General features: G+C 31.0%; 21 protein-coding genes. 1 reads left to right on the top strand and 20 read right to left on the bottom strand.

Annotation, left to right across the window (positions count from 1 at the left end):
• Window position 1 precedes the first annotated feature (1 nt).
• From floA to lepA, 12 genes are all read right to left on the bottom strand, one after another.
• On the bottom strand, window positions 2-988 hold the full coding sequence (gene floA / locus BB045_RS07745) for a flotillin-like protein FloA (RefSeq protein ID WP_011275639.1): 987 nt from the start codon (window positions 986-988) through the stop codon (window positions 2-4).
• A gap of 12 nt (window positions 989-1000) precedes the next feature.
• The gene (locus BB045_RS07750) at window positions 1001-1672 is read right to left on the bottom strand and encodes an NfeD family protein (protein WP_370591693.1); all 672 of its coding nucleotides are present in this window, start codon (window positions 1670-1672) and stop codon (window positions 1001-1003) included.
• Window positions 1673-1868: 196 nt separating this feature from the next.
• On the bottom strand, window positions 1869-2045 hold the full coding sequence (gene rpsU / locus BB045_RS07755; RefSeq protein ID WP_000048060.1) for a 30S ribosomal protein S21: 177 nt from the start codon (window positions 2043-2045) through the stop codon (window positions 1869-1871).
• A gap of 129 nt (window positions 2046-2174) precedes the next feature.
• Entirely contained in the window at window positions 2175-3521 is a 1347-nt protein-coding gene (gene mtaB / locus BB045_RS07760; RefSeq protein WP_070441048.1) for a tRNA (N(6)-L-threonylcarbamoyladenosine(37)-C(2))-methylthiotransferase MtaB, read from the bottom strand.
• Window positions 3522-3526: 5 nt separating this feature from the next.
• Window positions 3527-4279, bottom strand: a complete 753-nt coding sequence (locus BB045_RS07765; protein WP_070441051.1) for a 16S rRNA (uracil(1498)-N(3))-methyltransferase — start codon at window positions 4277-4279, stop codon at window positions 3527-3529.
• Window position 4280: 1 nt separating this feature from the next.
• Window positions 4281-5219, bottom strand: coding sequence for a 50S ribosomal protein L11 methyltransferase (gene prmA, locus BB045_RS07770; protein ID WP_070581588.1), 939 nt, complete (start codon window positions 5217-5219; stop codon window positions 4281-4283).
• 4 nt (window positions 5220-5223) lie between these two features.
• Window positions 5224-6357 (bottom strand): molecular chaperone DnaJ, encoded by a 1134-nt coding sequence (gene dnaJ, locus BB045_RS07775; RefSeq protein ID WP_070581587.1) that lies wholly within the window; start codon window positions 6355-6357, stop codon window positions 5224-5226.
• Between the two features lie 151 nt (window positions 6358-6508).
• A complete protein-coding gene (gene dnaK, locus BB045_RS07780) occupies window positions 6509-8335 on the bottom strand; it encodes a molecular chaperone DnaK (RefSeq protein WP_075140645.1) in 1827 nt (608 codons plus the stop codon).
• A gap of 50 nt (window positions 8336-8385) precedes the next feature.
• The gene (grpE, locus tag BB045_RS07785) at window positions 8386-9012 is read right to left on the bottom strand and encodes a nucleotide exchange factor GrpE (protein ID WP_037536635.1); all 627 of its coding nucleotides are present in this window, start codon (window positions 9010-9012) and stop codon (window positions 8386-8388) included.
• 31 nt (window positions 9013-9043) lie between these two features.
• A complete protein-coding gene (gene hrcA, locus BB045_RS07790) occupies window positions 9044-10021 on the bottom strand; it encodes a heat-inducible transcriptional repressor HrcA (RefSeq protein WP_070581584.1) in 978 nt (325 codons plus the stop codon).
• A gap of 101 nt (window positions 10022-10122) precedes the next feature.
• Window positions 10123-11244 (bottom strand): radical SAM family heme chaperone HemW, encoded by a 1122-nt coding sequence (hemW, locus tag BB045_RS07795; RefSeq protein WP_075140646.1) that lies wholly within the window; start codon window positions 11242-11244, stop codon window positions 10123-10125.
• A gap of 135 nt (window positions 11245-11379) precedes the next feature.
• Window positions 11380-13203 carry a translation elongation factor 4 gene (gene lepA / locus BB045_RS07800; RefSeq protein WP_070861472.1) on the bottom strand — a complete coding sequence of 608 codons (1824 nt, stop codon included), beginning with the start codon at window positions 13201-13203 and terminating at the stop codon, window positions 11380-11382.
• Window positions 13204-13539: 336 nt separating this feature from the next.
• On the opposite strand from lepA, the gene rpsT reads away from it, so the two are divergent.
• Window positions 13540-13791, top strand: a complete 252-nt coding sequence (gene rpsT / locus BB045_RS07805; RefSeq protein ID WP_011275628.1) for a 30S ribosomal protein S20 — start codon at window positions 13540-13542, stop codon at window positions 13789-13791.
• 118 nt (window positions 13792-13909) lie between these two features.
• On the opposite strand, the gene holA is transcribed toward rpsT, so the two are convergent.
• The 8 genes from holA to nadD all read right to left on the bottom strand — a co-directional run bounded on the left by holA (window position 13910) and on the right by nadD (window position 20660).
• Entirely contained in the window at window positions 13910-14884 is a 975-nt protein-coding gene (gene holA / locus BB045_RS07810; protein ID WP_070581581.1) for a DNA polymerase III subunit delta, read from the bottom strand.
• A gap of 75 nt (window positions 14885-14959) precedes the next feature.
• Window positions 14960-17140 carry a DNA internalization-related competence protein ComEC/Rec2 gene (locus BB045_RS07815; protein WP_075140647.1) on the bottom strand — a complete coding sequence of 727 codons (2181 nt, stop codon included), beginning with the start codon at window positions 17138-17140 and terminating at the stop codon, window positions 14960-14962.
• A 4-nt stretch (window positions 17141-17144) separates the two neighbouring features.
• A complete protein-coding gene (locus BB045_RS07820) occupies window positions 17145-17603 on the bottom strand; it encodes a ComE operon protein 2 (RefSeq protein ID WP_075140648.1) in 459 nt (152 codons plus the stop codon).
• A 70-nt stretch (window positions 17604-17673) separates the two neighbouring features.
• Window positions 17674-18378, bottom strand: a complete 705-nt coding sequence (locus BB045_RS07825) for a helix-hairpin-helix domain-containing protein (RefSeq protein ID WP_070581578.1) — start codon at window positions 18376-18378, stop codon at window positions 17674-17676.
• A 52-nt stretch (window positions 18379-18430) separates the two neighbouring features.
• Window positions 18431-19156, bottom strand: coding sequence for a class I SAM-dependent DNA methyltransferase (locus tag BB045_RS07830; RefSeq protein WP_070581577.1), 726 nt, complete (start codon window positions 19154-19156; stop codon window positions 18431-18433).
• A complete protein-coding gene (rsfS, locus tag BB045_RS07835; RefSeq protein ID WP_070581576.1) occupies window positions 19157-19510 on the bottom strand; it encodes a ribosome silencing factor in 354 nt (117 codons plus the stop codon).
• Window positions 19511-20095: a bis(5'-nucleosyl)-tetraphosphatase (symmetrical) YqeK gene (gene yqeK, locus BB045_RS07840; protein WP_075140649.1), complete on the bottom strand. Its 585-nt coding sequence runs from the start codon at window positions 20093-20095 to the stop codon at window positions 19511-19513.
• Complete coding sequence (nadD, locus tag BB045_RS07845) at window positions 20085-20660, bottom strand: nicotinate (nicotinamide) nucleotide adenylyltransferase (RefSeq protein WP_070581574.1); 576 nt, start codon at window positions 20658-20660, stop codon at window positions 20085-20087. Before nadD ends, yqeK begins: the two co-directional genes overlap by 11 nt.

Raw genomic sequence — 20660 nt, forward strand, 5'->3', positions numbered from 1 at the left:
TTTACTTTGGTGATTCATCTTCATTTTGTTCAGTACGTTTGTTTATCGCATTTCTCATGCCAGTGTCAGCCTCTACGTTTTTTAAATTGTAGTAATCTTTGACACCCAAATTGCCTTCACGTAATGCTTCTGCCATCGCAAGTGGAACTTCAGATTCTGCTTCAACCACTTTAGCACGCATTTCTTGAACACGCGCTTTCATTTCTTGTTCAGAAGCTACGGCCATAGCACGACGTTCTTCAGCTTTAGCTTGTGCAATATTCTTATCTGCAAGTGCTTGTTCTGTTTGTAAGTCAGCACCGATATTTTTGCCAATATCTACGTCAGCGATATCGATAGATAAAATTTCGAAGGCTGTACCTGAATCAAGACCTTTACTTAAGACAGTCTTAGAAATGTTATCAGGGTTCTCAAGTACTTGTGTATGATGCTCACTTGAACCAATAGTAGAAACAATACCTTCACCTACACGAGCAATGATTGTTTCTTCTCCGGAACCACCAACTAAACGAGAGATGTTTGCACGTACAGTAATTCTAGCTTTCGCTTTTACTTCTATACCGTTCATTGCAACACCAGTAATAAATGGTGTTTCAATTACTTTAGGGTTTACAGACATTTGAACTGCCTCAAGAACGTCACGTCCAGCTAAGTCAATAGCTGCACCACGTTCGAATGGTAAGTTAATATCTGCACGTTGAGCAGCAATATTTGCATCGACTACTCTATCTACATTACCCCCCGCTAAGTAATGTGATTCTAATTGATTTGTTGTAAGGTTCAAACCTGCCTTATGTGCTTTAATTAATGGACCAATTACCTTACGCGGTGATACTCGACGTAATCTCATACCTACTAATGTTCCAATACCTACTTTAACTCCAGCAGCAATTGCTGATATCCAAAGTCCTACTGGGACAAATGAGAATAACACTAGTAAAGCAATGACAATGATTACTGCTATAACTATAATGCCTAATCCAAACATTTAACCACTCCTCTATGTATTTTCAATCTCTCTAACAACAACTCTAGATCCTTCTACCTCAAGAATTTTAACTTCTTTATTTCTTAAAATAAAAGCGCCATCTGATACGGCATCTATTCTTTCATTATCAAGCGTTATAATTCCTGCAGGTCTTAAATCTGTCACAGTACGAGCTGTTTGACCAACTAAATGAGAACGATCATCGTGAGATCTATATCCTGCTTCTGAATTAGTAGAATCTTTTAACACAACTTTATCTAAAAATGGAATTTTCCTTTTAAACCATTTCACTAATATCACCCATTCAATAATTGCCAATATTGACGCAATCACAACGTTTAATAGCATCAAGAGAATGTTATCTCCTAACATTATTATGCTAAGTATAATCAGTGATATACCAATAATACCTATGACCGCACCAATGACAAATAATTCAATAATAACGAGTATTGCTCCAACGAAGAATAGCAATACAGAAATCAGATTAACATCACCGTTTATTAAAAAACCGAGAAAGAGAATTAAAAGTGCAAGTATTGCAATAATTCCTGCAAAGTTAATACGCTTCGAATACAATTGATATAAAAAGCCTAAAAAAATGATACATGTTAATATAAGTGATATTAATGGACTCGTTACGAACTGGGATAAATTATTAAATAAATTATTAGTGGTTAAAATGGAATTGATAATTGTATGTATTGCAATGAAATAGGTCACAATTTCACCTCGCTCTCAATTCCAATTATACATGAATAAACTTAGTTATAATAGTGATAGTAGAATCTTTAACATAAAAAAGCTCTCGACTAGTTTAACTAATCGAGAGCATATATATAATTAATATTCTTGTTGAGGGAGTCAACAGAGTTATTAATTATTTGAATTTACGTTTACGTGCAGCTTCTGATTTCTTTTTACGTTTAACACTTGGTTTTTCGTAAAATTCACGTTTACGTACTTCTTGGATAGTACCACTTTTAGATACTGAACGTTTAAATCTACGTAATGCATCTTCAAGTGATTCATTTTTACGTACTACTGTTTTAGACATCTGTATTTCCCTCCCTCCAAATATCAACGGAACTTTAAAATCATTGCATAGTAGGATACAACTATTCTTTACTTAGTATAATATATGAATTTATTATGGTCAATTCCAAATTATTATAAATTTTAAAAATTATAATAATACGCCTTCTTCAGATTTGTTCGTTGCGTGTTCTACAATTCTCACGACTTTACCTGTATTAATAGGATAATCAGCTTTAGCGATTTTTACTTTTACAATTTGACCGATTAAAGAGTCATTGCCTTCAAATTGTACTTTCATATAGTTGTCAGCATACCCCACCAATGTTCCTTCTATCTCGCCAGCTTCTTCAGGAATAACTTCTAAAACTTCATCTTCAAATTTAGAGGCATATTCTTTAGCTAATTGATCACTTAATGTGATTAATTTATGCACACGTTCATTTTTGATAGTTTCATCAATTTGATCATCCATACGAGCTGCAGGTGTACCAATTCTAGCTGAATATGGGAAAACATGTAATTCAGAGAATTTGTGTTTAACAATAAAATCATAAGTTTCTTGAAATTCCTCTTCCGTTTCACCTGGAAATCCAACTATAACATCGCTTGTAACAGCTAAATCTGGTAATGCATCATGTAATTTCATGATTCTTTCTGAAAAATGTTCCATAGTATATTTACGTCTCATTCGTTTTAAGACAGTATCTGAACCTGATTGTAATGGAACATGTAAATGTCTAACAACTTTATTTGAACGTTTTAGAACATCAATGACCTCATCTGTTAATTGACTGGCTTCAATAGAAGAAATTCTAATTCGTTCAAGTCCATCAATTTCTTCTAAATCACGGAGTAACTGTGCCAAATTATAATCTTTTAAATCTTGACCATAGCCACCGGTATGAATACCAGTTAAAACAATTTCTTTATAACCAGCGTTAACTAATTGAGTAGCTTGTTCAACCACTTTTTCTGGATCACGTGAACGCATTAATCCACGCGCCCATGGTATGATACAAAATGTACAGAAATTATTACACCCTTCTTGGATCTTCAGTGAAGCTCTTGTTCTATCAGTAAAATATGGTACATCTAATTCTTCATATGTACGATTTTTCATGATATTTCCAACACCATTGATTGGTTGACGTTCTTCTCTGAATTGTTGGATATAGTCTAATAGTTTATGTCTATCCTGTGTACCTACCACTACATCTACGCCAGGAATTTCCATGATTTCTGCAGAAGATGTCTGAGCATAACACCCTGTCACACATACCACTGCGTCTGGATTTTGTCGAATTGCTCTTCTAATTATTTGTCTACTTTTTTTATCTCCAGTATTTGTTACTGTACAAGTGTTGATTACGAAGACGTCTGCATTAGTTTCAAAATCAACTCTGTCATAATCAGCGTCTTTAAATAATTGCCAAATTGCTTCAGTTTCATAATGGTTTACTTTGCAACCTAATGTGTGAAACGCAACTGTTGACATAATATTCACCCCATTAATTCATTTTCATAACTGATAGCACTTAAAGCGTAAAGTGGCGCCGTTTCTGCCCGTAAAATTCGAGGTCCTAAACCAACATTGAAACTCGTTTCATTTAATAAATTGATTTCATTTTCTGAAAAGCCGCCTTCAGGACCAAATATTAATAAAATACGATCGTTAGTTTTAAACTTCTTCAAGGTTTCTTTAAAAAGACTAACTTCACCACGTTTTGCTTCATCTTCGTATGCTAACAAGATATAGTCATAATGATTAATAGTATCATAAATCTCATTTAAATTCGACTTAAAAATTATATTAGGAATAATTAAGCGATAGCTTTGTTCAGCAGCCTCTTTAATAATCTTTTGCCAGCGTTCTAATTTTTTTTGAACTTTATTTGAGGTAAGCTTTACTACAGATCTGTCCATTTCTACAGCTATAAAACTATCAGCACCTAATTCAGTAGCTTTTTGAATTAGCCATTCATATTTATCGGCTTTAATTAATCCACTACATATAGTAACCTGTACTGGTAACTCTGAATTGATATCAATCTGCTCTATTAGTTTAATTTCAATTGACTCATTTTCAATAGTAATAATTTCCGATTTGAAAACTATTTTATCTTTAAATGTTATAATAATCTGATTACCAATTGTATTTCTCATCACATTAGTAATATGATGTATATCTTCTTTATTTGTTATAAAAAAACGCTGACTTTCATCAGCGTTTTGATTGATAAAGTATCTTTGCAAATTATTCACTCACTTTCTGACCTACAATACATACCCAACCATTGTCATGATTTACTGATTTAATATCAAATCCAACATTTTCCATTTGATTTAATATTTGTTTATGTTTTTCCTCTATAATACCTGATGTTATAAAATAACCATCTTTATTTAGAGTATTATAAGCATCTTCAATCATATCTTCAATAATATGAGCTAAAATATTTGCAATAACAATATCAAATTTTTCAGTTTCATTCTTTAATAAGTTTCCTGGTACAGCTTCAATTGCATCTTCACAATGATTTTTAGCAAAGTTTTCTTTAGCAACGTTAACAGCCAATTCATCAATATCCAAAGCTTTAATTCTTTTAACTCCAAGTAAATGACTGGCAATACTTAATATACCAGAACCTGTTCCAACATCAATAACGGAATTGTCAGGATCAACGTAGGTCTCAATTGCATTTAGACACATGCTTGTTGTTGGATGATCTCCAGTTCCAAATGCCATACCTGGGTCTAATTCAATACACTTTTCAGAATCATCTTCTTTAGTGTATTGTTCCCAACTTGGCACAATTGTGAATTTTTCTGAGGCTCTAAAGGGATGAAAATAATTTTTCCACTCGTTCTCCCAATCTACTTCAGCTATAGTTTGCTCAGAAAAATCTAAAACAGTTGAATCAATATTTTCAAGGTTAGTGACAGCTGTCTTAATATTATTTCTTAAAGAATCATCAAACTTTAATTCGTTGAAATAAGCTTTTAACCGGACACCTTTTTCAGGATAATCTTCTTGTTTCAGTTCATAAATTTCACCGAATTTATCGGCAGGTTGATTAATTAAATCATTAGAATCTTCAATTACAACACCATTTGATCCATAATTTTCTAATATATCAGTAACTAAAGGTTCAACTTCATGGTTTACAACAATCGAAAGTTCTGTCCAGTTCATTCGCTTATTCTCCTTTAAAGAATTTGCGTGCTCTATCTTTAAAATTAGATGGTTGTTCTTCAATCGATTCACCATTTAATTCAGCAAACTCTCTCATTATTTCTTTTTGTCTATCTGTTAGTTTTGTAGGTGTAACTACTTTAATATTAACAAATAAATCACCATGACCATATCCATGAACATTTTTGACACCTTTATCTTTTAATCGGAACTGTTTACCAGTTTGAGTGCCAGAAGGAATTGTCAACATAACATTACCATTAAGTGTTGGAACTTTTATTTCATCCCCAAGAGAAGCTTGAGGGAAACTAACATCTAAATTGTAATAAAGATCGTCTCCATCACGTTCAAATTTATCAGAAGGTTTGACCCTAAATACGACATACAAGTCGCCGTGTGGTCCGCCATTTTCTCCTGGTGTTCCTTCGCCAGCAAGTCTAATTTGTTGGTCATTATCTACACCTTCAGGTACAGTTACTTCTAATTTAACTGTTTTATTTTCTGTACCTTTACCATGACATGTTGGGCATGGTTCTTCAAATTCTTGACCAGTTCCATCACATTTCGGACATGTTTGTTGAGTTCTTACACGACCTAAAATTGTATTTTGCTCAACTGACACATGACCTGCCCCATTACAATAACTACATGTTTTTTTACTTGTACCTGGTTTAGCACCATCGCCATTACAAGTGTGACATGTCACATCTTTACGAATTGAGATTTCTTTTTTAGTTCCAAATACAGCTTCTTCAAATTCTAGTGTCATTGTATATTGTAGATCATCACCTTTTCTAGGTGCATTAGGATCTCTTTGACGTGAGCCACCAAAGAATGAACTGAAGATGTCTTCAAATCCACCTCCGCCAAATCCACTAAAGTCTTGGCCACTAAATCCTTGACCACCAAAACCACCTTGAGGTCCGTCGTGACCAAATTGGTCATAATTTGCTCTTTTATTATCGTCGCTTAGGACTTCGTAAGCTTCTGAAATCTCTTTAAATTTCTCATCTGCACCCTCTTCTTTATTGATATCAGGGTGATATTTTTTTGATAATTTACGATATGCTTTTTTGATTTCATCTTTAGATGCATCTTTACTTACACCTAGGACGTCATAATAGTCTCTTTTAGCCACAATCATCTCTCCTTAACTTAATTATTTACTAGGTTTAAAAGAACGAAGTTATAAAATAAAAAGTCAAAGCCAATGTTCAATTGACTTTGACTTTTTGGCTTACATTCATAATAGTTTGCTAATTAAAGCATACTTTACAAACGGTTAGCAATTATTTTTTACCTTCATCATCATTAACTTCTTTAAATTCAGCATCTTCAACATTGCTATCGTTTTGAGTTTGTTGAGTACCTTCTTGGGCTTGTTGCTGAGCTTGTTGATATACTTTTGCAGATAAATCTTGAATTACTTTTTCAAGTTCTTCTTTTTTAGCTTTAATATCTTCGATATCTTGCCCTTCAAGAGCAGATTTTAAAGCATCTTTTTTACTTTCCGCATTAGATTTATCGTCATCACTTATATTGTCGCCAAGGTCAGTAATTGTTTTTTCTACTTGGAATACTAAGCTATCTGCTTCATTTCTTAAATCTACTTCTTCACGACGTTTTTTATCTGCTTCTGCGTTTTCTTCAGCATCTTTAACCATTCGGTCGATTTCTTCATCAGAAAGAGCAGAGCTTGATTGAATAGTAATATTTTGTTCTTTATTAGTACCTAAGTCTTTAGCAGTTACATTAACGATACCATTTTTATCAATATCAAATGTTACTTCGATTTGTGGTACACCTCGTGGAGCCGGTGGAATGTCAGTTAATTGGAATCTTCCTAAAGTTTTGTTATCAGATGCCATTGGACGTTCACCTTGCAATACATGAATATCCACTGCTGGTTGGTTGTCAGCTGCAGTTGAATAAACTTGAGATTTTGAAGTTGGGATTGTAGTATTACGTTCGATCAACGTATTCATACGTCCACCCATAATTTCAATACCTAATGATAATGGTGTTACGTCTAATAATACAACATCTTTAACATCACCAGTGATAACGCCACCTTGAATTGCAGCACCCATTGCTACTACTTCGTCTGGGTTTACACCTTTATGAGGATCTTTACCAATTTCTTTTTTAACAGCTTCTTGAACTGCTGGGATACGTGTTGAACCACCTACAAGAATAACTTCGTCAATTTCAGAAGTTGATAAACCAGCGTCTTTTAATGCTTGACGAGTTGGTTCCATAGTTCTTCTAATTAATGAATCAGCTAATTCTTCAAATTTAGAACGAGTAAGGCTAATTTCTAAGTGTAATGGACCACTTTCACCAGCTGAAATAAATGGTAATGAAATTTGAGTTTGTGAAACGCCAGATAAGTCTTTTTTAGCTTTTTCTGCAGCGTCTTTTAAACGTTGTAATGCCATTTTATCTTGAGATAAATCTACGCCATTTTCTTTTTTGAATTCTGATACTAAGTAGTCAATAATTACTTGGTCAAAGTCATCACCACCAAGTTTGTTGTCACCTGCAGTTGATAGTACTTCGAATACACCGTCACCTAATTCAAGAATTGATACGTCAAAAGTACCGCCACCTAAGTCGAATACTAATACTTTTTGATCTTGATCAGTTTTATCTAAACCGTATGCTAATGCAGCTGCAGTAGGTTCGTTGATAATACGTTCAACTTCTAAACCAGCAATTTTACCAGCATCTTTTGTGGCTTGACGTTCAGCATCATTGAAATATGCAGGAACTGTGATAACAGCTTTATCTACTTTGTCACCTAAATAACTTTCAGCAGTGCTTTTAAGGTTTTGTAATACCATAGCTGAAATTTCTTGAGGTGTATAAGATTTACCTTCAATATCTACTTTATAGTCAGTACCCATATGACGTTTTATTGATTGTACAGTGTTTGGGTTAGTGATAGCTTGTCGTTTTGCTACTTCACCGACTTGTGTTTCACCATTTTTGAATGCCACAACTGATGGAGTTGTTCTAGCACCTTCTGGGTTTTGAATTACTTTAGGTTCATCGCCTTCTAAAACAGCTACACATGAATTTGTTGTTCCTAAGTCAATACCGATTACTTTACTCATAATAAAATTCCTCCAATTTTAATATTTAATATATGGTATTTTTCGTCAATTTATTGATTTACTTTTACCATAGATGGTCTCAATACTCTATCTTTTAACTTATAACCTTTTTGTAGTTCTTGAGTAATATCACCAGATTTGAAATCTGGATTATCATCTTGAACGACAGCCTGGTGGAAGTTAGGGTCAAAAGCTTGACCTTCAGATTCGATTTCTTCAAGACCATTATCTTTTAATGCTCTAAGTAAACTTTCGTGTACCATTTGAACACCTTTTTGAAGTGATTTAAACGATTCATCATCACCTTCAATTTGAAGTGCGCGTTCAATATTATCAATCGTTGGTAAAATGTCAGTTAGAACACGTTGAGATTGATAAGTTTTATTAGTTTCATTTTCTTTTTGAATTCGTCTTTTATAATTTTCGAATTCAGCGTATAATCTTAAATATTTCTCTTCATTTTCATTAGCTTTTAATTGTAATTGCTGAATTTCTTCATCTTTAGGATCAACTGCAGTTTCTTCAGAACTTTCTTCATTCGAACTGTCGTTAGATGAATTATCACTATCAGAAGTACTACCTTCAACACTATCAACTGTTGAAGTTTCTTCATTCTTAACTTCTTGTTCTTCAGTATATTCAGAATTACTTTTTACTGATTCATCTTTTTCTGTCATTTTTTACCCTCCAATATAATTACAATTAAAATTACCATATTTGGTTAAGTAATTGAATCACATTCTGATAACGCATCGCTGTAGGTCCAATAACCGCAATTTGACCTTTTAATGAATTGTCGAAGTGATATTGACTCGTTACAATGGATATATCACTAAGACTTTCATCAATTTCTTTTCCTATCTTAACGTTAATATCATTTGATGTAATTGTCTGGAGCAATTCAGTGATTCTCTCAGATTCTAGATATTGTAAAATTGGTTGAATTGATGAAACATTTGATTCATTTAACGCATCAATTAGTTTAACCTTTCCACCTAGGAAAATGCTATTACTTTGTTTGTTAATATGAGAATTTATCATCTTAACAATGTCATTAATAAATCGATTCTCTTCATTCGAGCTAGCAAAAGAATTAATTTTATTTGATAGTTTGGCGCTCATTTCTAAATTATTGTTACTAATAAAATTAGAAATAGCGATTAATCTATCGGATGATAACTCAAGTGAATAATTCAAGTGAAAATGCTCAACATGACCAGAATTATAAATAATTACTAAAATCATGATCGAATCATTTGCTTTAATCAAATGAACATTATTAATCATTTCTTCACTATGCTTTGGACGTACAACTAAAGTTGCATAATGAGATTTCATTGACAACTCATTTGCAAAGTAGCTTAATGCTGAAGAAATATCATAGTGATTCTCAATCAATAGTTGATTTAAACGTTGTATTTTATTTTTATTTTGACGAGAGGTTTGTTTTAACAATTGATCGACATAAAGTCTAAACCCTTCTTCGGAAGGTGAACGCCCTGAAGAAGAATGCGTCTTCTCTAAAAAGTTCAAATCTTCAAGTAGCTTCATCTCATTCCTTATTGTTGCAGGACTGACATCTAAATGATGTCTATCAATCAAAGCTTTAGAACCTATAGGTTGTCCTAAATCAACATAATCTTCAACAATTGCATTTAAAATGCTTAATTGTCTTTGTGTAATCATGTTTTCACCTCATTAGCACTCTTTTGTTCTAAGTGCTAATTATAATTTATCAAATTGGTCAAAGTAAGTCAACGTTAAAGCTTTACTTTTTGGATTTTTTATTAATTTAATAAGAAAGCTTCAAATACTTCGTTACCTATAACCTTTCCTCTTTCAGTAAGTGAGATGTTTCCGTTCGTTTCAACCAAAAGTTGTTTTGATTTTAAATGAAATATTGTTTCACCAAATATGTCATCTAATGATTGACCAAATTTCACCTCGAAACGTTCACGATTGACTCCTTGATTCATTCTCAAGCCTAAAAACATTTCTTCTTCCATCTTTTCGTTAAAGGTTGGACAACTAGAGGTTAAAACAGGTCGTTTTCCATTATTAATAGCATCAATATAGTGGCGAACTGGATTTAAATTTGTATAGCGTTCACCTTCAACATATCCACTTGCACCTGCTCCAAATCCGTAATATTCCTCGTTAAACCAATACACTTTATTATGATTGGATTCATGATTAGTTTTAGCAAAGTTGGAAATTTCATATTGTTTAAAGTCGGTTTGATTTAATGTTTTCATTAGGTATTGGTACATTTCAGCGCCTAAGTCTTCATTCGGTAATTTCAATTTCCCTTTACGATACATATTATAAAACTGTGTCTTTGGTTCAAGTATTAAACCGTAACTTGAAATATGGTCAATATCCATATTAACTGCTTGGTTTAAACTATCTGCAAAATCATCTATCGTTTGTTCAGGTAAATGGTACATTAAGTCAAGACTTATCGAATTAATACCAGCTTTCCTAGCATTATTTACTGCATTATAGATATCTTGAGTATTATGTGTTCGTCCTAATATTTTTAATAACTCAGGTTTAAACGTTTGCACACCCATTGAAATTCGATTAACACCATACTGTTTAAGTAACTTAACTTTATTTAAAGTAAGTTCATCTGGATTTGCTTCAAAACTAAATTCGCCATTTATCGAGAATTTTGAATTTATCGCTTGTAATAAACGTTCTAATTGCATTTCACTTAGTGCAGTTGGTGTGCCTCCTCCAACGTACATGGTCTCCAGTTTTTTTGTTTTACTAAATGACATTTCTTTTATTAAGGCATCAATGTATTCATCTACTGGCTGTTTATCAATATAATATTTATTGAAATCACAATAAGTACAAATTCTCACACAAAAAGGTATGTGTATGTACGCACTTTTAACTTCCAATGTTACACCCCCCCTTTTTATAACTTAAAAAAGAGATTGAGACTTAGTAATATAAGTTAGTAGCTTCTTTATCAATAATATTCATTATTGTTATGATATCTACCAATATATATTCGTCTCGATCTCTTTTATGTTCTATTCATCATCCATTTTTAGTACAGCTAGGAAAGCGTCTTGAGGAATTTCAACACTACCTACGGCTTTCATTTTAGCCTTTCCTGCTTTTTGCTTTTCAAGTAACTTACGTTTACGGCTAATATCCCCACCATAACATTTAGATAATACATTTTTACCCATTGATTTTATGTTTGTTCTTGCAACAATTTTTTGACCAATAGCTGCTTGTACAGGTACTTCAAATTGTTGACGTGGTATAAGCGTTTTTAATTTTTCAACTAATGCTTTACCACGTTCGTATGCAAAGTCTTTATGAACAATAAAGCTTAAAGCATCAACTTTATCTCCATTAAGTAGGATGTCCATTTTCACTAAGTTACTTTCTTTATTTTCAATAAATTCATAATCAAAAGAAGCGTAACCTTTAGTGTTGGATTTAAGTTGATCAAAGAAATCAAAAACAACTTCAGAAAGTGGTATCTCGTATACGATATTAACTCTAATATCATCTAAATAATCCATATTAATAAATTGTCCACGTTTACGTTGGCATAACTCCATAACTGCTCCAACGTAATCGTTTGGAACCATCATTGTAGCTTTCACATATGGTTCATAAATTGAGTCAATCTTATCTCTTTCTGGCATTTGAGCCGGATTATCTACTGTAACCTCTGATCCATCTTTCATAATACATTGATAAATTACAGATGGCGCGGTAGCAATCAATTCAATACCAAATTCTCTTTCGATTCTTTCTTGAATGATTTCCATGTGAAGCATTCCTAAGAAACCTGTTCTAAAACCAAAACCAAGAGCCTGAGAAGATTCTGGTTCAAATTCTAATGAAGCGTCATTTAATTGTAATTTTTCAAGCGCTTCTCTTAAATCATTATAGTCTTTATTTTCAATTGGGAACAAACCACAATATACCATTGGGTTCATTTTTTTATAACCTTTTAATGGTGCTTCAGCTGGTCTATTAGCATGAGTAATAGTATCACCCACACGTGAGTCATCAACATTTTTGATGCTTGCAATAATATACCCTACATCACCTACAGTTAGTTCTTCGATAGGTAGTTGTTTAGGAGTATTAATGCCTACTTCACTAACTTCAAATTCTTTACCTGTAGCCATCATTTTAATTTTGTCACCAGCTTTAACGACGCCTTCCATCACACGTATTGATGAAATAACACCTCTATAAGGGTCGTATTCTGAATCAAAAATTAATGCTTTCAATGGTTCACTAGGATCACCTTCAGGTGGTGGGACAACTTCTACAATTTTCTCTAAAATATCTTCAATACCAATATTTGACTTTGCACTTGCCATTACTACATCGTCTTGATCTAGACCAATTACATCTTCTAATTCTTGTTTTACTCTTTCAGGTTCAGCTGCAGGTAAATCAATTTTGTTTACTACAGGTAATAATTCTAGATCATTATCAAGTGCTAAATATACGTTTGCTAAAGTTTGTGCTTCAATACCTTGTGCTGCATCCACTACTAATATTGCACCCTCACATGCTGCTAAAGATCGTGAAACCTCGTATGAAAAGTCTACATGCCCTGGTGTATCAATTAAATGAAATGTATAAGTTTGACCATCATTTGCTTCATATTTTAATCGCACAGCATTTAATTTAATTGTAATGCCTCGTTCTCTTTCAAGATCCATTGAATCTAATAATTGATCTTGCATTTCCCTTGTTTCTACAGATTTAGTATTTTCTAAAATTCTATCTGCTAATGTTGATTTACCATGATCAATATGAGCAATAATAGAAAAATTTCGTATATTTTCTCTTCTGTTATAGCGTTCTTGCATATCCATAGCCTATCATTCTCGCTTTCATAAAATTAGCCCGTATATGTATACATCTTTGATATAATAACGTTTTTAATGCTTAATTGCAAACGTAATTGTGCTATTAAAAATTTAAGCATAAGCTTAATAATTCATTACTTACATTACATTTTCATTTTGATTACATACTAATTATAAAGTGTTAAAGAGTGCATTCCAACAGTAATTATGATTTAATTCAGATTTTAATTACACTATACTTAATTAATGATTGCACAAATATGTATGTTTTGATAAAATATTTCTTGTTGTAATCAAAATAAAATTTGATATGCTTAAGATCACTTTTAGGAGGTGACAGTAATGCCAAATATTAAATCTGCTATTAAACGTGTTAGAACAACTGAAAACGCTGAAGCTCGTAATATTTCACAAAAAAACGCTATGCGTACTGCTGTGAAAAATGCTAAAACAGCAATCAACAATAATGCTGATAACAAAGCTGAATTAGTTAACTTCGCTATCAAATCAGTTGATAAAGCTTCACAAAGTAACTTAATTCATTCAAATAAAGCTGATCGCATTAAATCACAATTAATGTCTTCAAGTAAATAATTTGTTAAAAAGCACGGAACATTGTTCCGTGCTTTTTTAATTGTTAGACAAATTCCCATATAATATTAATTATATGTTTATCACTGATTTGATTTAAATATTTGAATTTGATTAATATTTAAAGTGATAAAATAAATAATTCAAGAATTAAATGTTTGTCCATATATGAAGATTTTAGTTTATAATCTGTTTCGGCACAGTTATTAATAATATTTAGTAGTTGACCTAACTCGTAATGACGTACTTGATTTAATGCTAGTTTAACTCTATAAGGGTGAACATTTATGGTCTTAGCAATTTGCTGGCCACTATAGCCCTTTTGAGCAAGAATTTTACATTGATAATATAATCTATAATTACTTGTAATAAGCGCCAGTAATTTTATAGGTTCTTCTTTCATAATTATTAAATCTCTTACTAATTGTATAGCCTTATCTTTCTGGTTCTTCTGAATGAACTCTGTTAAAAGAAAAACATTTTGCTCTAAACTTCTATTTATTATTAAACTAACATCATTTTTAGTAATAGTGGTTCTATCACCTAGGAATAATGAAATTTTGTCTAATTCTTGAGAAACGATATTAAAGTTAACACCAGTTAATTCTATAAACAAATTTAATGCATCTTGTTTTATATCTTTGTAATTCTCGTGTAACTGATTTTGTATCCATGATTTAATTTCTTGTTCTGACATTTGTTCTACTTTTGAAAGTTTACTAGTTTTCTTTAATGTTTTAGTTAGTTTCTTTCTCTCATCTAATTTATTGCTATATATTTCAAAAATGACTAAGTTTTCACCATCGTATTTTTCTAAGAATTCAATAACTTGTTCATTATTTGGTGTAATATCTTTGTTAACTTTTTCACCAGTAAACATGAATGAATTTTTAACAACAATGACTTTTTTCTCAGATATAAAAGGCATAGTTAAAGCTTCTTCAATAACTGTAGACATATCAGTTTCATAAAGATTATATTTAATATAGTTAAAATCATCTTTATCTTCATTTAAGAATGAATGTGTCAGTTCATTGCTTTTCTTTTCAACTAATTCAGGCACTTCACCATATATTGCCATAATGTTATTTGCCATAATTGTGAACTCCCTTTCAAATATCAAACATTTATAATTATACCACGTCTGTATAAAGCCTCACTAGATAAATAGCTAATTTTTGAATTTTATATCTAAATCATGGTCTAAGTCTATCGTTATTTCTCCAACATCTTGTGTGTTTAAAATTGAACTATTTATAGATCTTAGCGTTTGTAACGTTTCTTGATTAGGTAAGTGATATTTATTGTTTTTACCACTTGAAATTATACTTATTGTTGGCTTTATTAAGTTAATAAATGATTCAGAACTGCTAGTCTTACTTCCATGATGAGCAACTTTCAGTATATCAATTTTTGGTAATTGATATATTTTCATTAATTTTGATTCATTATTTTTTGTTACATCACCTGGTAAAAGCATCTTATATCTTTGATATTCAATAAGTAAAATGATGCTATGTTCATTTTTATCATTACTGTTGGGAATATCTCCATGTAAAAATGAAATTTTAGAATTATTTAGTTGAATAAATTGTATCGTTGTAGCATCTATTAATTCAATATTATTGATCTTACATAAACGTTTTATTTTTATTAATTCTATTTCAGAATAGCTATATAAGTTTATATATAACTTTTTGATTCTGATGTGTTGGGCGATATATGGTAATTCACCAATGTGATCTGCATGCGGATGAGTAATAATTAGATGATCAATTTTTGTAATTCTTTTTTGCTTTAATGTTGGTATAATATGATATTTAGCAATATTATGATTATCAATATTACCTATTTTAACCTCTTTACCACCGGTATCAACCATGACAGTTTCTTGTTTCCTTGTTTGAAAGATTAGACTATCCCCTTGACCAACATCAAAGAAGGTTATCGTGCTAACATTTGGTCGAACGTTAAAAACACATAAAACTATAAACACGATAATGAATAAAAACAGAATTTTCATTTTTTTATAACAGAAAAAGATATAAATGAGTACTATTAATAATACAAAAATAGAAAATTCTACTGCCGATTTAGGTGCTATAAAAATTTGATAATATTTAAAAGTTAAGAATAAATCTAAAAGTTTGTTATGAACTATGTATATTTTGTCAAAAACTAAATTAGGCAATGCCGTATCACTTACAAAATGATAAGCAAAGAATAAAAATATGGCTAATGGAAAAATGATAAAACTATAAAATGGAACAAAAATGAGATTGGATAGTAATCCTATCCATTGAATTTGGTTAAAATGATAGATTGAAATTATAGTTGAAGAGAGTTGTGCGATAAATGTAAGTACAAAAATATTTTTAATGAAAATTAATTTTTTAAGAAGAGGAAATGAAATAATAATAAAAAATGAGATTATAAATGAAAATTGGAAACCAATGTCATATAGATAATCAGGCTTGAAAAAGGTCATAACTAAAAATATGAGACCTAGTATATCTATAGAAGCTATTTTTGTTTTATTTGAAATAAGTATGACAGTAGTTGTTGCTAAAATTGCTCTTAGTGCACTTGGTGCAAAACCAGTATAATATGCAAATATTGATAAAAATAAGATGATTAAACCATTAATAATTACTTTAGGAATGTTTAATCTTACAAGTGGTTGATAAATGAGAAATGAAATTGTTGCAATATGTGATCCGCTAACGGCTAATAAATGGTAGATACCGATATCTTTTACTTTATCAATGAAATCAGTATTGATTCCATTTACATCTCCAGTTACTAAAGCGATAACATATTCAGGATGAGATAAACTTGAATTGTTTAATTTTTTAATAATAAAGTCTCTTTGTTTTTCAATTATATTTTTACTTTTAGTAATATGACATGAATTTAAGTCTACATTACTTATAGAGACATACGGAGTATGATTTAAAACACTAATTATCTTGCCTTTAATAACACAAGATTTATTTTCTAGATCCTTTTCTTTTAGATTATTAGAATAAAGGTAATACACGAAAGGTTGATGACTAAGTTCAAATATACCTTTTAATTGTCTCTCTTGTTTCTCTATCTTGGAACCAAATTGAACTTCGGTAGATATATTAGAATTTGACTTAAGAAATTCGTCTTTATTTAAATTATATTCATTGTGAAAGTGTTCAAAAGTTAAGCCGGAAAATAAACAAATAATCAAAAAGAAAATATGTCGTAACTTTAATCTCTTTTGTAGCGAGATAATGATTAACAATAGAGTAATAAGAATGGCAATCCATTTTATATGTATCCATAAAATACCTGATAGAAAAGATAATTCATAAAATATCATAAATTTAGTTAGTCAAATATCGAGCTACATTTTGTGCTGAAAAAGGTATTTTTTTATAATCAATACCCGCTTGATCTAAAAGTTCTAGTGCGTATTTATGATTGTGATAGTCTTCAGCATAGTATATTTGTTTAATACCAGCCTGAATTGTAGATTTTGTGCAATTAAGGCATGGGAAATGAGTAACGTATATAGTAGCTCCATCAGTCGATACACCTTGTTTAGCACATTGTAATAAAGCATTCATTTCGGCGTGAATGGTTCTAATACAGTGGCCATCTTCAATTAAACATCCTTCATCAATACAATGAACTTCTCCAGCTACTGACCCATTATAACCTCCAGCAATAATTCTATTATCTTTAACGATTGTTGCCCCTACTGACAATCTTTGACAAGTTGAGCGCAAAGCTAATAGATGACTTTGCGCCATAAAGTATTCATCCCATTTCAATCTTTCCATTTTCTTCACTCCAATACGTAATTATTATAAATATTATAAAGTATCCTTAAATAGAAGCCAATAATCAATATTAAGTTGTTACATATTCCTTAATTCTTTCAAAAGTTTTATCACCAATACCTTTAATATTTTTCAAGTCTTCAATTGAATGAAACGTATTATTTTTTTGTCTGTAATCAATAATTTCTCTTACTTTAGTAGGACCAACACCCGGGATTTTTAATAATTCTGCTTCGCTTGCAGTATTTATATTGACCTTATTAGTAGATGATGAATTTAAAGACTTACTATGGCCACTTTTATTATTATCGTCATTTTGAGTTATGCGATTTTTATTTTCATTAGCAGAGGGAATATATATCATTTTTTGATCTGTTAACTTTTCAGACAAATTGACCTGACTCAAATCCGCGTCAGTAAGCAATTTAGCTTTATCTAACACATCTTTTATTCGATCTGAACTTTTCATTTTATAAACATTTGGGTGTTCTACTGCACCTTTAATATCTACAAAAACTATTTCGTCTCCATTTTGAATTGTATTAGATTCTATCTTATTATTAGTTTTATCATTATTTTTCAACACATCATGATTTTTTCCTTTTTGATTAGAGTTTACATGAGATGTAACAATAGGTTTAGTATCATTTGTGTCTTCATCTGATTTCGAAAAAATTAGAAATAAAGCTATAGATATAATCACTAATACAGTGATACTCAATTGGAATTTCCATTGCTTAATAATATATAATAACTCTTTTTTATCTTTAAACAAAAAACTCATCTCCTTATATGTATAAACGTTTGAGGAGATGAGTTTACTTTATTTATTTAAAAGCTACGAAGAACAGGCGCTCACCATGATCATCGTGATTATTTCGGTTAAAGTCAATAAATGTTTCGATGTTTTTAAAACCTATTTGATTTAACATGTTTATATAAGTTTCTTTTTCAAAGGTTCTTTGATAGTGAGATTCATTAAATCGTTGATAAGTACCGTTATTGTCTTCTATAAAGAAACTCATGTCGTGATAAACACTAAAAGGTTCATCACCTTCAATGGCTTCCCAAGCTAAAAAGGTTGACTCATTTTCATCAATATAACATTGATTATGAAACAACGTACTCATCTTATAAATAGTGTGAACATCAAATATAAAAACGCCATTTTCTGATAAATGATTGAAAACATTTATAAATGTTTTATTTACATCTTCTATAACAGGTAAATAATTCAGTGAATCACAAAATATTGTTATTACATCAAATTTATTATTAAATGAAAAATCGGTCATATCTCCCTCTAACCATAATACTTGATTAGATTTGTTTGCAGCAATGGCTAGCATATCAGAACTTAAATCCATTCCTGTTACCGAACCAATAGTACTAAGTTGAGCAGTTAAACTGCCTGTCCCACAACCAAGATCAAGAATATTAGGCTTATGATTAAAATTTTGAGAATAATGTTGTACTATCTCAAACCATTTATCATAAGGTTGGTCTTGTGTAAGTTGATCATATACTTGACTCATTTCAACATATTGGGTCATTTAATAAGCAACCTGACCATATGATTCTATTGGTGCATCTTGATAAAGCTTCTCAATATTATAATAATTACGTTCGTCTTTATGGAAGACATGAATAACTACATCTGCCAAATCAATTAAAACCCATCTGGCACTTTGATACCCTTCCATACGTTTGACATCAATAGCTTGTTCATGTGCAACTTCTTTAACTGCTCTAGCAATTGATTGAACTTGACGTTCATTATTGCCGTGACAAATCACAAAATAATCAGTCATATCACTGATGCCTTTCATATTTAGAGAAACAATATCTTCTGCTTTTTTGTTTTCTGTCGCATCGACAGCAATATTTAATAATTCTTCTGAATTCATTTAATCATCCTTTATTCTTTGATCACTATAATTATAATAGTTTAAACATGAAATCGTTTTGCCATAAACTGTAATATCCTTACTGATTAAGAAAAGTACCGTTCGCTTAGAAATTTCATAAATCGTTTTATCTAAGCTACCTTGATTGTATGCCATATCTCTTATTTCTTCAACTCCTGGGGTTTTTCTCCCTGGTTCAATATAATCAGCAATGAATACAAGTTTTTCAGTTTTAGTCATTTCTTTACGTCCAGTTGTATGGTTCTTAATTGCTAGTAAGACTTCTTCATCTTCGACTCCAAATTCTGAGCGCATTATAGCGGCACAGACAGGTCCGTGTAAGATTTCTCCACCATAACTTAATAATTCACTATCTAAATCATGCTGTCTAACAATTTGATACATAGTACTTAAATCATCGTATTTGCAATAATCATGTAATACACCAGCTAAATTAGCTTTATCTTTATCACCATCATAAATTTCTGCTAATTTTACAGCAGTTTCAGCTACTCTTAACGAATGTTTGAATCGTTTTTCAGGTAGTTTATCTTTAATAAGTTCAATAGCTTTATCAATTTTCATAAAATCCTTCCTCTCTTATATAGTCGTGAATACTAGGAGGAACCAAGATATTTATTGGTTGTTTATTTTTTACACGATTTCGAATTAATGAAGAGCTAATATCCATTCTCGGTATTTGAATTGCTATCATTGAATCTTCTATTTCTTGATAGTTAACATCTCTGTTAACAACTACAAACTTGATTAGTTTTTTTAATTTATCAATTTCATACCATTTATCTAGTTGCTTATACTGATCAGTTCCGATAACGAAATAAATCTTAGCATTTTTTTCATTTTTTGCGAAATCTTTTATCGTATCATAAGTATAGCTTTGGCCTCTCCTGTTAAGTTCGATATCACAAATTTCACCAAAACCTAATTCATTAATTGCTAAATTTATCATTTTGATACGATATTTAGCATCTAAATATTCATCGTGAGTTTTTAAAGGTGCCATAAAACTTGGTAGGAAATAAAATTTATCTGGTTGAAGGTGATGATAAACTTCATTAGCAACTAACATGTGTGCAGTGTGTATTGGATTGAATTGACCACCATAGAGAACTATTGTTTTCTTATTCAT

This window comes from Staphylococcus sp. MB377, from assembly GCF_001922505.1.
Lineage (GTDB): Bacteria > Bacillota > Bacilli > Staphylococcales > Staphylococcaceae > Staphylococcus > Staphylococcus haemolyticus.